Below are 14,575 nucleotides of genomic sequence, written 5' to 3'. Positions count from 1 at the left end.
ACACAACGGCGCCGTGGTACCGACCGCAATCGTTCTCTCCCATACCGAACAAGCAGATCGCCTGCGTGCATCATGTCCCGCTGCCGAACCGCGAGCGGTTGTCGCCGGAGATATCTGCTTCGATCGAATGCGCGCAAGTCGAGCACTCCGCCCGTCCTATCGGCAGGCGTTCGGACTCTCCCCCGGCCAGAAGCTGGTGGTGGTCTCCTCGACCTGGGGCCCGGAATCCCTGCTGGGCGCGGCCCCCGGACTCCTTCTCCGGCTGGCAGAACAATTACCTTTCGACGAGTTCAGAATCCTACTCGCTCCACACCCCAACATCGTTGCCGGTCATTCATCGTGGCAATTCGGCGAGTACACTGCCGCAGCCCGACGCGCAGGTGTGACAATACCGAAGGATGTCGACGCCTGGCGCACGGCAATTATAGCCGCCGATATCGTGGTCGGCGATCACGGCTCGGTTCCCTTTTATTCGGCAGCGTTGGGAATTCCCTTGATTCTCGCCACCGCGCCCGTCGAATCGGTAGATCCTCGATCGCCCATTGCGAAATTACTCGATACAGCCCCGAGAATTGACATTCGCGGCGACCTCGCCACTCAGATTCGCGACGTGATCATCGATCACGATCCGGACCGCTATTCTCCCATCACCACCTTCACGACATCCGAGCCCGATGCCAGTCCAGCCAATCTGCGCTCGCTGATGTATCGCACGATGAAGTTCCCGGAGCCTGCGGAACCGGCCGAACTGTCCGCACTCCCGATGCCGAGTCAACCGCTACACGCCCCGCATTCCTACCTGGCTGTGGTGAGGTCCGGCAGAAACCGGACCGCGAGCATCATCAGGTACCCTGCGGAGCGGTTGCGCTCGGGGTACGAGACCCCTCGCGGAACTTACATAGTCGTCGGCACCACGGAGCCGCGCCGACGGTGGATGCAGCTGGCCGATGCTGTAGTCGGCGACCCCAGCAGCCAAACGACCGCGTGGATCGCCGAAACCTTGGCAGCTTTACCCGGTTCGATGCTCGCCGCGGCACCCGACGAGGCGGGCGTGTGGTATCTCGGGGACCGCACAGGCACGATCGTGACGGCGACCGGTGATGCGTGTCATCTTCCACTCGTTACGCCGCTGGCGTGCCACCACCTTGCTCAAAGTCGGCCGCTGAGCGAATTCGCCGGTGAATGGGAAATCGACTGCGCCGACCGCATCCTTGTCGTCACGGTGCGCACAGTCGGTCACGGTTCATTCGCGTCTGCTCAGCCAGATCTGTGAAACCCGAGTCCAGGTACAAGGTGATGGCCCGTTCGAACAACCTCGTTGCTTCCGCGGCATCACCCAGCGACCACGTCGATTCGGCGAGCGCCACGTAGATCTCGGCCTGATCGAAAACGCGGCGTCGATCCGACATGATCCCCAACGCCGCCCTGTAGTCGAGGACGGCCGCAGCGTGATCATCTCGTTCAGCGAACTTACGCCCCTGCCAGTACTGCACCTTCGCCACATTCTCGGCTTCGTCCGTCGGCTCGGCGAGGAACGCGGCGCGCGCCTCCGTCAGCAACAGCAATGCCACGTCTGCGGGCTCAGTTTTGGCAAGGTGGAACACCGCCAGCGCGATCCGCCGGGCAATTCCTGTCTCGCGGGCGATTTCGAGGTTGCGACGCAATGAGACCCGTGCGCCTGTGACATCACCTTGCCCGAACTCGGCCAAACCGAGCCCTTCGAGCGCGCTCCCCGTCACCTCACGATTGTCCGACAGCTCGAGCGACTTTGCGAATTCGACTACTGCGGACGCGAAGTGCCGTCGCCACAGATGCGCGTACCCGATTTGCATGTGCAACACGGCCAACGTGATCGGGTCGGTCGTGTCCCGGATCCCCAGCGTGTGGAGATCGAGCAGGTCGTCGAGCAGCTTCTCCTTCTCATAGAACGGCCACAGCAGCACGCACCACCGCACAACGATGTCGCCGTCGCCTCTTTCGACGGCGTACTCGGCTGCGGACATGATGCTTCGCCGCGACATGAGCAGCCATTTCCGAGCTTGCTGCGAATCGGTGAACCACGCCGCAGCTGTGAGTCCGGGAAACAGCAGCGGCCGCCACGGGCGTGCGGGGGCCAGCAAGGTGTCGGCAGCGGTGATCCGCACATCCCAGTAGTGGATCAGCCGAGCTTCCTCATCTCGACGTTGCGTCGCGGGCCTGTCGTCTATCTCACGGGTGTGGTCGACAACCAGCTCACGGACGCTGTAGCGGTCGTTCGCCGCCCGGATCAGGTGATTGTCGGCGAGCACGTTGAGCCAGTCTTCGGCCTCCCAGTCCTGGGCATCCAGTGCGGCGGCCATGCTCTCCGCGGTCATCGTCGCACCGTGGCATCGCAACCCGAGCGCCCGGTAGCACCGTTGAACTGGGCCGGGCAGGGCACTGTAGGCCGCACCGAACACGACATTCGGGGTGAATACGGTATGGCGACGGCGCTCATCGCGGAGCCGAGTGGCGATGTCGGCCAACGGTGTCGTGTGGCGCCGCGCGATCCGACATACGGTGGAACCGGCGACAACAAGCGCCAGTGGCAGGTGATCGCACAGCCGGACGATCTCTCGGGCCGCATCGTGCTCGGCGGCAACGCGGTCCGTTCCAGCTACTCCGGCGAAGATCTGCAGCGCTTCCTGCTCGGCCAGCTCGTCGACTACGAACAGCTTGCCACTGGTGACTCTCGTGACCGCACGAGTCTCGGTGACCAACAGCAGCGAGGTTCCCGGGCCGGGGCGAAGCGCATTCACCTGACTGTCGGAGAGAACCCCGTCCAGAACGATGACATAGGACCCGCCCGACGTTCGCGCCGCGTACATTGATCGCCGCATGCCCGGGTCGTCCGGGATCTCTTCACCCACGCCGAGCTCGAGCAATGCCCACTTCAGTAATTCGGCGACCGATTCGGGATGCTCACCGGCAGTGGCGAAGTCGAAGTACAGCACCCCGTCCCGAAACCGCGTGCCGACCTTGTGCGCCAGCTCGATCGCCGTCGCGGACTTTCCCGATCCCGGCGGTCCTGCGATCACGACCATCTGGTTCGCAGCCCGATCGAAGATGTGCGCGATCGCATCGCCGAGCACGCCCACCTGATTGACGAAACCCGTATTGCGTTCTGGTAGTAGCAGATTCGATCTCGACCGCGCCATCGCCCCAACCCGTCGCCCACGTACAGTCACCCCGAACACTGAGCACTCTACGACACCGGGACGGCCATGACGACACGACCGAAACTGCTGATTCTCGGGCTCGGTAGCATCGCAGCCACCGTGTGCCTGTTGTACCTGATCTATCAGCTGCCCGTGTGGCTGGCAGCCGATCAGCTCCAGCGACTCGACGACAAGGACAGCCTCGCCGCCGCTGCCGCGTTGCGCGGACAATTCGTGCCCGTCCTCGCCCTGTGTGTCGGTGCCGCGACCGTCGTCTACACCGCGATGAAAGTCCAACTGGACCGGAGCAGCAAGAATATCGATCGCTTCAACACTGCGGTGACACACCTCGACTCCGACAAATCTGTCACTCGTGCGGGCGGCGCCTGGGCGATTCAAGCGCTCATGGAAGACGCACCACGCGAACGCAATCGGGGACGCAAGCTTCTCGCCCACATGCTGCGCGAGCACGCCACGCATCAATCCGCTGACCACCTGCCGGGCGACATCGCGGTCGCACTCGGGGTGCTGCGCAGCCAGCCACATCCCGACAAGGGTTCACGCGCCCACGAGGAGCCGCTCGACCTCACGGGAATCCGGGTCCCCGGAGCCGATCTGCACGAATTCTACCTCCCGAAGGCGCGGCTCACCGGCGCCGACCTCAGTCGCACTGATCTCTCCCGTGCCGACCTCGCCTCCGCGATGCTCGATCATGTCGACCTGATCGAGGCGAACCTGACCGAGGCCACCTGCCATGGAGCGAACTTCCGTGAGACCCGGCTCAACGGCGCCGACTTCACAGGCGCCGATCTCTCCGCCGGAGACTTCAGGGGCGCAGCGCTGGCGGAGGCGAAGCTCACCGGAGCCAATCTGAAGGGCGCGGACCTTCGTGACGCGATCGGGATCACACCACGCCAACTCAGCGAGGCCATTACCGACTCGACGACGCAGTTCCCACCGTCCACGGGCTGAACCGCCGGATCTCTGCTGTCCCCTGAGCCGCTGGCTGCGTGAACACACCGTTGCCGCCTGTTCGGTGCCACCCAACGGAGCCAGTCCGGCTCCCACTGCTTCAAATACCGTCCGCTGACCCCACGGGCACCAAACGCAACGATTGTTGGTCGGTCACGACCGAACATCATGCACCACAACCGATCACGACCTACGAAGACTACGAGGGGGTGGCGACCACCGGGTGGTCGGCTGTCAGCCGATGCCTGCCAGGACCGCAGTGCTGACCGCCCGAGCTTGCTCGCACATGTCGAACGGCGCAGCAGGCCAACTGGCAGCCAGCGGGTTGTGCGGGGCAGCGTCCACCGACAGACTAACCACGTGCGCCGTGGCTGCCCCCGGCACCGCGGCCGGAACATAGGTCAGCGCGTAGCCACATTTGTTGGGTGCCAGCAGTGCAGCGTTTCCCGTCGAAGGGTATTCGACCCCACTCAGACCGTCGTGCGTGACGACCCGGTCTTCCGGTCGTACCGCGGCTTGCTCGTTGTTACGCATGAACGTCGCTGTGACGGTGATCTTGTAGGGGTCCCCCGGCTTGCTCGAGTCGATAGTGCACGAGTACGCGCTGCTCCACTCGGTCGGTCCACCGTTCCAGCCGGGAAACAAATCCCGCATCTTCGCATCAGCCGCGCAGGGATTCTTCTGCACCAGGGACCGTGAGCCAGGCGATGCGCCGATGTCACGCGGAGGCATCTCGATCAATGTATCCGCCAGAGCACCCAGGTACTCCTTGGTGGATTCGCAGCGCGCAGGCCATTCGCTGAGCTGGCCGGGGGAATGGACACGCCGACCGCGCACGCCGTGCGCGAACCCTGTCTTGCCGATCGGAAGGTAGTAGGTGCAGTCGTGGGTGCCGTAGCTGGTTCGTGACCGGAACACCTCATGACCACCGACCGCTTCGGCGATGTCCTGGTCGCGGTCGATGCTGAAATATGCATCGGCAAGCGACAACTCGAAGATATAGCCCGCGCCGGGCTCGACGTCGGAGTTGACCATCAACCCGCACTTGCTGAATCGCTCGATCAACCAGCCGTCGGCAGGGGTTCCGTGTCGCCGCGCAAACTCCCGATCATGCAGCAAGCACGCGTGCGAGGACCGGACACGCCCCATCAAATCCGCGGTGCCCGGTGCAACGCTGGCCTCAGCGAGGTCACCGGGAAAGGTGATCGACTGCCGCGGCGCCGTCGCAGCTGAATCTGAGCTCGCCGGGATCGGCGAGCTGAGCCAACGATGTCTGCCGAATCAGCTGGTGTGCGTAGTGGTCGAATCGCCCTCCGGACTCTGACCTGCACATATAGCCGTGAGCCACGGAGGTCAGCCGAGTCTGGTAAGTCGCAAAACCGCAGGTAGGAACCTGTGGGGGTTCAATACGGGTCGATCTGAGAGATCCTTGAGAAACCGACGACATCAGCGGATCATCGGACCTCGTCGCTCCCCACCGCTGCTCCGCTTCGGGCGTGGCCGGGACGCGGGTGATGTTGTTGCGGTGCAGGTAGTCGAGAAACTCGACGATCCATGCGCCCTGCGCCTCGGCCGCGGTCGGCCCGTTGCAGAATGCCGACGGGCTCTGTGGGCCGTACACGAACAGCAGATTCGGAAAGCTGGCTGTCGCCGACCCCAGCGCTGTAGGCGCGCCGTCGGCGAAGGAATCGGCGATCGAATCCCCTGCGGCATTGCGGATGTCGATGGCGGTTATGCCCCCGGTGACAGCGTCATCGAATCCCCTGCGGCATTGCGGATGTCGATGGCGGTTATGCCCCCGGTGACAGCGTCGAAGACGGTCGCGAGCACGAGCAGTTCCAGTTCGTGCTCGGTGCCGTCAGCGGTGCGCAACCCCTTCGGCGTCAACTCGACGATCGGGTTCGCCTGCAGGTCGACGACGTGCACGTTGTCCTGGTTGAAGATCTCGTAGTATCGCTGTTCCAGAGACGGACGTTTGACGCCGAAAAGGATACGGCGGCTCGGTCGGTGCGAGGATTTCCCACAGATCCGGATTCTCGATCCGCGCACGGGTCTTGTCGCGCCAGAAATTGTAGAACAGCCGGTTGCTGTCGAGGTCGAAGAACAAGTCGTTGAAGTTCCCGAGCCAGGGCCGGAATCCACCCATTTCCCAGAGCTTTTCGTAGGTGGATTCGCGCTCCTCGTCGGACACATCGGCAGTCGCTTTCTCGAGGAGGTCGTAGTCGACACCGGCGAAATGGTTATTGCGCGAAGCCATCGCCTCGGCCAATTGCGCGTCCTCGGGAGTCGAGGGTCGCTGGCGCATCGGCAGTGCCAGATTCGGGGTTTGCTGGAACAGCGTCACGTCGGTGGCGAACTGGGCGGCCTCCTGCATCACCTGGACGCCTGAAGCGCCGTTACCGATCACCCCGATGCGGCGGCCGGAGAGGGCGACTTCGCGGTCCTGCGGCCATCGGGCCGTGTGGTAGGCCTCGCCCTCGAAACTGTCGAGGCCCGGCAGTGCCGGAATGTAGGGCTTGGGGCCGAAACCTGTGCACACCACCATGTATCGAGCCGACACCGTCCGCCGCACATCCGCGCTCTTGTCCTGGACGCCAGCGACGACGACCTCACCGCGAAGGCCCGCATCCGCAACGCCGCGCTCGACCTGTACGCCGAACACGGCGAAGACCGTGTCTCGATGCGAGGCGTCGCCGCGGCGGCCGGGGTGACGGTGGGGTTGGTGCAGCATCACTTCAAAACCAAGGACGGCCTGCGCGTGGCGGTGGAGCAACTGGTTGTCGACTACTACGCTCTGGCGATCGCGGCAGTGCCCGACGTGGGCACACCCGCGGAGATCGCCTCGCGCCGCGACGAATCGGTGCGGCGAATGCTCGAGACACACCCGTCGGTGGTGAACTACATCCGGCGGACCGTGCTGGATCCGCGAGGCTCGGGTCGGCTGCTCGAGCGACTCACCGAACTGAGCCGCAGCGAGGTGGCCAAATTACGCGAGGCGGGTCTCGCGTCGACAAACCGCCCGGAATCGACACAGATCATCGGACTGATGGTGCGCCAGTTCGGAACACTGTTGCTACAACCGATGATCGACGAAATGTGGGGATACCTCACGCAGAAGGGTGGATCGTCGGATGGCAAGCCGACATTGTCGGTCACGGTCGGTTAGGGCTTGCCTTCTTGACGCGGCCACGATGCAACCGTGACCGGTTGAGCCCGGCGTCGACGAGACGCCGAACCGAACACGAAACGACCGCCCAGAACCCCGGCTCCCCGCGCTCGTAGGCAGCAGATGCCGCCCTGATCGGCGAGTCGAATGCCCCACCCTCGACCGCGCTGCGCTCGGGCCGACCGAGAAAGCAGACGCTCGAGGCGAATGGGAGCCGACCGTAACGGCATTCGGGCCCGGCCCGGTCATGTCGCGTTCGCCGCGGTTCAGGAGAGGACCAGGCGTCGTTGGCGGCGCTGGTAGGACGGCGGATCCGTGGTGATCAGATCGCAGCGGGTACGTACCCAGGTCGGGTTGTTCTGGATATGTCGATACGTGGGAGTGATGGCTACAGCGATCCCATGGGTGTCGATGTACTCGAGCAACGACTCCAAGTCTGTGCCGGGTTCGACGATGGTGTGCACGATCCGGAGACCGTGGGCGGTAGCGATGTCCAGAGCTCTCGCGTGGGCGGCACTCACGATGCCGGCGAGTTGCAGCCGGTCGACGACGAAGACAGCACTGTCGTTCATTCGATTCTCCTCGGAATTCCCGCCGAACAGGTTGATCAACACCGAAATCTCCAGATGGCGGGTAAATCCAGTAGACACCCCTTCGAGCCCTGAAAAACATTGCCTGGAAAGCCCACAGCTTCCGAGCCGAAGTATTGAGAAATTTCCAGCGCCTACAGGAGCGGGGCGAGAAAGTTTCATCCGGGCAGCGACCTGACGCGTCCCTACCCCGATTCGAGGACAAGTCGGAGGCTGACTCCTGCCCACTCACAATAGGCACCCGAATTCGCAACGCTGGGACCAGCGGATACTGCGACCGGCTGACGGTATCGAAAAGAACAAGACTGTTTCTGCGCCGGTTCTCGATGCACTCTGGCGTTCCGACGACGAAACAGGAGTACAGCGAGTGACGACGACACAGCGCGATGACGGCCCCCTGCACCTGATAGGCAACAACAGTCCGGTCACCGAGGAAGTGACTGTGGAGCCGACCGCAGTGACCGGCCAGATCCCCCGCGACCTCGACGGAGTGTTCGTGCGCAACGGACCGAATCCGCGCACGGGAACCTCGACGCACTACTTCGCTGGTGACGGCATGGTGCACGCGGTGTCCCTGGCCGACGGCCGCGCCACCTGGTATCGCAATCGATACGTGCGGACCCCGCTGTCGGAGAATCCCGGCAAGTCGCGATTTCAGCTCGCCTTCCACCCGGTCGACGGCACCATAGATTTCCGCGTGACCACGGCCAACACCCACGTGATCACCCATGCGGGCCGAGTCCTGGCGCTCGAGGAGGGAGGTTTCCCTTACGAGATCACCCCCGAGCTCGAGACAGTGGGGCCGTTCACCTTCTGCGACGCACTGCGCACCCCGATGACCGCGCACCCGAAGATCTGCCCGACTACCGGCGAACTGATGTTCTTCGGAGCCCGGCAACGTCCCCCGTTCCTGACCTACTACCGAGCCGCGGCGAACGGAGATCTGTTGCAGGCGAAAGAGATCACCGTTCCCCGGGCGACGATGATGCATGACTTCGCGATCACCGCAACGGCGGTGATCTTTTTGGACCTGCCGGTGGTGTTCGACCCGGTCGCCACGGCCGCCGGGTTGCCGTGGCGATGGGACGATACGCACGGCGCCCGCTTCGGAGTCATGCCCCGACACGGTGGGGCCGTGCGCTGGTTCGAGGTCGAGCCCTGCTACATGTGGCACACGATGAACGCCTTCGACGCCGGAAACACCATCGTGGTCGTCGGCGGCCGCATGCCGTCCCTGTGGCGCGATGGACCCGCCGATCGCACCGGCGGTCTGCCGCGGTTGCATCGCTGGACACTGCACCTCGATTCAGGCGCGGTCACCGAGGAGCCGCTCGATGATGCCGATATCGAGTACCCGCGGGTCGCCGACGCCGACGTCGGGCTGCCCTACCGGTTCGGTTACGTCACAAGCTTCTCCATGGACCCGCGACCGGCGCACTCCCAGATCTACAAATACGACTTCAGCCGTGGCAGTGCTCGCCAGGTGCTGCGACTGCCCACCGGGAACACCTGCGGAGAGGCGGTGTTCGTGCCGCGCGCCGAGACCGCCGGTGACGACGACGGATACCTGATGACCTTCGTCCACGACCGCGCCCGTGACACCAGCCATCTGGCGATCATCGATGCCGCAGACCTGAGCGGTGGGCCGATCGCCGAGGTGCGGCTTCCTGTTCGGGTACCGAACGGATTCCACGGCAATTGGATTCCGAGAAATCGAGGATGACCCTATGGCCGACGGCGGCAGGTTCGTGAGGAGAGCCCCACGAGGTCGCGTTCACGCCGGAATCCGTAGGTGGAGGCATCGGCCGAGTCTGGTGTGACCTGCCACACAGGTAAGGCTTTGCTTACTTCTGGCACACTTCGACTGTGCTCTTCTTCGATGGACCGAACGGGCTGGTCCACTACCGGCGGTGGCAGGCAACACAGCCACAGATGGCCGTGATCCTTCTCCACGGCCTCGGGCAGCAGAGTGCGGACTACCACCGGTTCGCCAGATTCCTCACTCGGCACCACATCGACGTCTGGGGCATCGACCACCCAGGACACGGACTCAGCGAAGGCACGTTCGATGATATCCCGCCGATCGAAGATCTCGCCGCTGCGGCATTGCACTTGACCGCCATCGCTCGATCCGCGGACTCTTCCGTCTCGCTTGCACTGGTCGGACACTCCCTCGGCGCGGGGACGGCGCTCATCGCGATGCAGGCGACATCTCATGGAGTGCGGGACATTTCGCGAGTCGTCCTCACCGGAACCCCGGAACTGGCGCACACCCTCGCCGTTCCGGGGCCCGGAGTTCCCACCCTCGCCTTGCACGGACGTGACGATCGGCGGGCCAGGATCGACACGATCAGAATGTGGTGCGCGGATCAGCCAACGGTCACCCTGCGGGAAGTTCCCGATGCCGGGCACGATCTGCTCCACGAACCCGCCCACCGCGCCGTAGCCGAAACGATCGTCGACTTCCTCACCGGGGAGATGTCGCCGGAACGGTTCACTGTCGGACACCGCCCGGGACCACGCCGCCCCGAGCGTCGGACACGGCGTTCCTGCCGTGCGGGCTGTTACGTCGGCGGCCGGTAGGTGACATTCAACGCGACGGCTTCATCGATCTGAGCCGGCGTCAGCAAAACGGACCGTGTGCGAGATCGCGGCACCGGTGGCCGCGGTACGAATCGCGAGCGCCGCAGCCGCCACGTCGTCAGGAACGTCACCGATGACGAACAGATCGTCTTCCCCGAAGGCGAAGTAACACGACTCCACCGAACCCACGACACTCTCCACCATCTCCGTGATCGTTCCACGGCGGGCGCTTCCGCCCTGCGCGAGCAGCCCTTGGGCACCTTCCTGGAAATAGCTGACGCGCGCCACTCTCGCCCCATTGCCGAGGGCGGCGCGGTTCGCCTCGACCGGGCAGTCGGTCGAGACGAACCTTCCCCGTGAACCCACACGGCGCCGCCACGTCGCGGGGCAATGGCGACCCTAGCCGATTCGGCAACTCCACCATCCGAGCCGCGCCGACCTCACCACCCCCGCGAGCTGATTTCGCCGATCGCTTGCGCGTCGGCGCGATAGGCGCCATATACTATTAAATATATTTTAAATCCCGATGGGTCACCCTGCGGCTCATCGACCTGCGTCCATGCCACGCATGGAGGGAAGTGAGAGACCATGTTGCGTTTCGACGGGAAGGTCGCCATCGTCACGGGCGGCGGCCGGGGGCTCGGCCGTTCGCACGCGCTGCTGCTGGCCTCACGGGGGGCATCGGTCGTTGTCAACGACTTCGGATCTTCTGCCGCCGGGCAGGGGTCCGACACCTCCCCCGCCGACACCGTGGTCTCCGAGATCATCGCGGCGGGCGGAAAGGCCGTGGCCAACTACGACAATGTGACCACCGGCGCCGAGTCGATCGTGCAGACCGCGATCGATGCCTTCGGGCGCCTCGACATCGTCGTGAACAATGCGGGCATCAACCACATGACGCCCTTCGGCCCGGACGCGATCGACGGCATTCGCCAGCACATCGAGGTCAATTTCCTCGGCACCGCTGCCGTGACGGCCGCTGCGTGGCCGCATCTCATCGCGTCGGGCGCGGGACGGGTGGTCAACACCGCTTCGCCAACCCTGGTCGGCTTCGAACAGCAGAGCGCGTACGTCGCTTCCAAGGGCGCCGTCTTCTCGTTCACCCGGACTCTTGCCATGGAGGCGCTGAAGGTCGGCATCCGCGTCAATGCGATCGCCCCTACCGCTTACACCCGCATGGCGGCGGAGGCGGAGATCCCCGACGAGCTCAAGCAGAAGCTCGAGCAGACGATGACCACCGAGATGGTCTCCCCGACGGTCGCCTACCTCGCGCACGAGGACTGTTCCATCACCGGCGAGACGCTCCTGAGCCAGGGCGGTTTGATGCAGCGCTTCGCGCTCACGATGAACGACGGCTACACGAATCCCGAGGCCACGCCGGAGGACATCCAGGCCAACCTCGACGCGATCGTCGATGATGCCAGCAGCAAGCCGGTCGGAATCATCGGCAGCGAGAACGAGGGTTCCTTGCTCGACCTGTTCAACTGAGCGGAACCGGGCCGGGGTGGGCACCGTTCTCATCCCGGCCCGAGCTCCGACGCACCGCGGACCCAGCCACCGGAGGAGCACGAATGACCGACACGATGCGCGCACTCGTTTCCGGAATCGGCCCCGACTGGGTGTTGCGGGAAGTCCCGCGCCCGCAGCCGAAACCGGGTCAGATCCTGATCCGCAACCTGGCCGCGGCCACCAACAATGCGGACCTGCCGATGCTCGCCGCAGCCGACCCGACCCACGGCGGACACGGCAACGAGTTCATCGCCGGCTTCGAATACGCCGGTGACGTTGTCGCGCTCGGCGACGGCGTGCACAGCTGGCGGATAGGCGATCAGGTGATGGGTTCGATTCCGTCGTCGTTCGCCGACTATGTCGTGGCCGATCAACGCTTCGTCCTCCCCCGTCCCGACGGTCTCGATCCCGCCGTGGCCTGCGCGCTGCCGACCGGGCTGCTCACCGAACACGGCGCGCTCGCCGTCGCCGGATTCACCGCTGGGCAGAGCATGCTCATCACCGGCGCGTCCACCGGGATCGGACTCATCGGTGTCCAACTGGCCAAGGCTCTCGGTGCGTCGCACGTCATCGGAACCACACGGACCGCCGCCAAACGCGAACTGCTGGCCGAGGCGGGGGTCGACACGGTGATCGTCACCGACGAACAGGACCTCACCGAAGCCACTCTCGACGCGACCGACCGGCAGGGCGTCGACGTGGTGCTCGACCACATCGCAGGCCCGACGTTCGCCCACTGTCTGCCCGCAACCAAGGTCGACGGTCACGTCGTCAATATCGGCCGCCTCGCCGGCCCTGCCGCCACCATCGACCTCGACGCCTTGTCCTACCGCCACCTCACCGTGCACGGAGTCTCGTTCGGCTTCACCCGCGACCAGGAGATGGCCGACGTCATCGCCGCACTCCTGCCCGAGGTGATCCCTGCCGTCGCCCGCGGGCAGATCCGACCGGTGATCGACCGCACCGTAGATCTGGCAGAGTTCCGGCAGGCCGCCGATCGCCTGCGATCGGGCGAAGCAGTCGGAAAGATCGTCATCCGCATGACCGACGGCTGAGGCACCCACCACGTCGCGTGATCGATGCGCTGGTGTGCGCGTGATCGCCGCGAGGGCGACCACTCGGTTCCCTTCAGCGCAGCTGTCGCAATGCCCGTTCGGCGGCATTGACACCACACATGCCGTGGGCGCCGGGACCCGGCGGGGTGGCCGCCGAGCACAGATAGTGGCCGGGCACACCGATATCGTAGGGCTGCAGCGTCTTTCGGGGCCCGAAGAGCAACTGGGACAGGTCCTTGGCGCCGGTCATGATGTTGCCGCCGACGTAGTTGGCGTTGTACTCGGCGAACTCTGTGGTGGTGCGGGTGGTCGTACCGACCACACGGTCCCGGAAACCCGGTGCGAAGCGCTCGATCTGGGTGACGATCGCGTCGGTGGCATCACCGGTGTACCCGTTGGGGACGTGCGCGTAGGTCCATACCGGGTGAATCGAACCCGCCGACCGCCCGGGATCCGCGAGGTACTGCTGGCCGACGAGGACGAAGGGGCGCTCGGGCATTCGTCCGGCATCGATGTCGCGTTCCCCCGCGGCGATCTCGGCGAAGGAGCCACCGAGATGCACTGTGCCCGCGCGCCGGGCGTCCTCGTTCCTCCACGGAACGCCACCCTCGACGGCGAAGTCGACCTTGAAAGCACCGGGGCCGTAACGGAAGCGCCGGTACGCGCGGGCAACCCGCGACGGCAGTCGCTCGCCGAGGATCTCCGCCACCGCTGTCGGCGCCAGATCCCAGATGGTGATGTCGGAGGGCGGTAGGTCGGCGATCGAGCGCACGCGGACGCCGGTTTCGATCTTGCCGCCGTGATCGGCCAAGACGTCGGCCATGCTGTCGGCGATTCGCTGGGAGCCGCCGACCGCCACCGCCCAGCCGTAACGATGTCCCGCGGTCAGGATGCCCAGCCCGATGCTGGCACTGAGTGGTCGCCCGAGCGGCTGGAAGGCGTGTGCCGCGACACCGCCGAAGAGCGCACGTCCCGCTTCGGTACGGAATGCGCGCGCGAGCAGCGTGGCCGGCACGGTCGCCGGAATACCGAAGCGGGCCAAGTGGATCGGGTGCCGGGGAATCCGGAGCAGCGGGCGCATGATGTCTCCACTGATCTGGTCGTAGTTGGCGGCCGGGCGTTCGAACAGGGTGCGCCAGAGCTTTTCGTCGGCGCCGAGGCCGTTGGCGGTCGCGGTGACCGACCGATGCAGGACGCCTGCGGTGCCGTCGTCGAGCGGGTGGACGCAGTCCAGTTCCGGCCACGCCCATCGCAGTCCGTATCTTTCCAGGTCGACGCGTCGTGAGAACGGCGACCCGACGGCCATCGGGTGGATGGCCGAACAGTGGTCGTGCAGGAGTCCTGGCAGGATCGCCTCCCCCGAGCGGGTGCCGCCACCGATGGTGTCGGCGGCTTCGAGCACCGTCACTTCCAGACCGGCCGAAGCCAGGGTGATCGCCGCGGCCAGACCGTTCGGGCCGCTGCCGACCACTGTCGCCGTTGTCATCGACGTGCCTTTCTGTTTTCCGGATGTGCTGCGGTGCT

General features: G+C 65.0%; 14 protein-coding genes and 1 pseudogene. 7 read left to right on the top strand and 8 right to left on the bottom strand.

What is annotated here, in order from left to right; translation table 11 throughout:
• Positions 1–13 precede the first annotated feature (13 nt).
• Positions 14–1,273, top strand: coding sequence for a CDP-glycerol glycerophosphotransferase family protein (locus NC7_RS29130; protein ID WP_157101995.1), 1,260 nt, complete (start codon positions 14–16; stop codon positions 1,271–1,273).
• Here the strand turns inward: NC7_RS29130 and NC7_RS13850 are convergent.
• Positions 1,218–3,116, bottom strand: coding sequence for an ATP-binding protein (locus NC7_RS13850; protein WP_159372870.1), 1,899 nt, complete (start codon positions 3,114–3,116; stop codon positions 1,218–1,220). The two genes, NC7_RS29130 and NC7_RS13850, sit on opposite strands and share 56 nt — an antisense overlap.
• A gap of 126 nt (positions 3,117–3,242) precedes the next feature.
• Here NC7_RS13850 and NC7_RS13845 point away from each other — a divergent pair, with 126 nt between their 5' ends.
• The gene (locus NC7_RS13845; RefSeq protein ID WP_067983015.1) at positions 3,243–4,148 is read left to right on the top strand and encodes a pentapeptide repeat-containing protein; all 906 of its coding nucleotides are present in this window, start codon (positions 3,243–3,245) and stop codon (positions 4,146–4,148) included.
• 234 nt (positions 4,149–4,382) lie between these two features.
• On the opposite strand, the gene NC7_RS13840 is transcribed toward NC7_RS13845, so the two are convergent.
• From NC7_RS13840 to NC7_RS13830, 4 genes are all read right to left on the bottom strand, one after another.
• The gene (locus tag NC7_RS13840) at positions 4,383–5,183 is read right to left on the bottom strand and encodes a hypothetical protein (RefSeq protein WP_067983013.1); all 801 of its coding nucleotides are present in this window, start codon (positions 5,181–5,183) and stop codon (positions 4,383–4,385) included.
• Positions 5,184–5,337: 154 nt separating this feature from the next.
• Positions 5,338–5,769, bottom strand: coding sequence for a hypothetical protein (locus NC7_RS13835; RefSeq protein WP_067983011.1), 432 nt, complete (start codon positions 5,767–5,769; stop codon positions 5,338–5,340).
• A gap of 110 nt (positions 5,770–5,879) precedes the next feature.
• Positions 5,880–6,020, bottom strand: coding sequence for a hypothetical protein (locus tag NC7_RS29125; protein WP_157101994.1), 141 nt, complete (start codon positions 6,018–6,020; stop codon positions 5,880–5,882).
• The gene (locus tag NC7_RS13830; protein WP_159372869.1) at positions 6,007–6,810 is read right to left on the bottom strand and encodes an FAD-dependent oxidoreductase; all 804 of its coding nucleotides are present in this window, start codon (positions 6,808–6,810) and stop codon (positions 6,007–6,009) included. Before NC7_RS13830 ends, NC7_RS29125 begins: the two co-directional genes overlap by 14 nt.
• Before the next feature lie 18 nt (positions 6,811–6,828).
• On the opposite strand from NC7_RS13830, the gene NC7_RS13825 reads away from it, so the two are divergent.
• Positions 6,829–7,314: a TetR/AcrR family transcriptional regulator gene (locus tag NC7_RS13825; protein ID WP_159372868.1), complete on the top strand. Its 486-nt coding sequence runs from the start codon at positions 6,829–6,831 to the stop codon at positions 7,312–7,314.
• A gap of 266 nt (positions 7,315–7,580) precedes the next feature.
• On the opposite strand, the gene NC7_RS13820 is transcribed toward NC7_RS13825, so the two are convergent.
• Positions 7,581–7,928, bottom strand: a complete 348-nt coding sequence (locus NC7_RS13820) for a hypothetical protein (protein WP_157101991.1) — start codon at positions 7,926–7,928, stop codon at positions 7,581–7,583.
• A gap of 343 nt (positions 7,929–8,271) precedes the next feature.
• On the opposite strand from NC7_RS13820, the gene NC7_RS13815 reads away from it, so the two are divergent.
• Positions 8,272–9,627: a carotenoid oxygenase family protein gene (locus tag NC7_RS13815; protein ID WP_067983006.1), complete on the top strand. Its 1,356-nt coding sequence runs from the start codon at positions 8,272–8,274 to the stop codon at positions 9,625–9,627.
• Positions 9,628–9,770: 143 nt separating this feature from the next.
• A complete protein-coding gene (locus NC7_RS13810; protein ID WP_067983004.1) occupies positions 9,771–10,487 on the top strand; it encodes an alpha/beta hydrolase in 717 nt (238 codons plus the stop codon).
• Here the strand turns inward: NC7_RS13810 and NC7_RS13805 are convergent.
• Positions 10,469–10,775: pseudogene (locus NC7_RS13805) on the bottom strand (GYD domain-containing protein). The gene NC7_RS13810 and the pseudogene NC7_RS13805 overlap by 19 nt on opposite strands.
• Positions 10,776–11,075: 300 nt before the next feature.
• Between NC7_RS13805 and NC7_RS13800 the strand changes: the two are divergent.
• Together NC7_RS13800 and NC7_RS13795 are read left to right on the top strand one after the other, a co-directional pair.
• On the top strand, positions 11,076–11,975 hold the full coding sequence (locus NC7_RS13800) for an SDR family NAD(P)-dependent oxidoreductase (RefSeq protein WP_067983002.1): 900 nt from the start codon (positions 11,076–11,078) through the stop codon (positions 11,973–11,975).
• An 83-nt stretch (positions 11,976–12,058) separates the two neighbouring features.
• A complete protein-coding gene (locus NC7_RS13795; RefSeq protein WP_067983000.1) occupies positions 12,059–13,051 on the top strand; it encodes a quinone oxidoreductase family protein in 993 nt (330 codons plus the stop codon).
• Positions 13,052–13,124: 73 nt separating this feature from the next.
• Here NC7_RS13795 and NC7_RS13790 read toward each other — a convergent pair whose 3' ends face one another.
• Entirely contained in the window at positions 13,125–14,537 is a 1,413-nt protein-coding gene (locus NC7_RS13790) for a phytoene desaturase family protein (RefSeq protein ID WP_067982999.1), read from the bottom strand.
• Positions 14,538–14,575 lie beyond the last annotated feature (38 nt).

The sequence above is a fragment of the Nocardia caishijiensis NBRC 108228 genome (genome assembly GCF_001612825.1).
In the GTDB taxonomy this organism is placed as follows: domain Bacteria; phylum Actinomycetota; class Actinomycetes; order Mycobacteriales; family Mycobacteriaceae; genus Nocardia; species Nocardia caishijiensis.
This window is presented reverse-complemented; position numbering and strand designations above follow the sequence as displayed.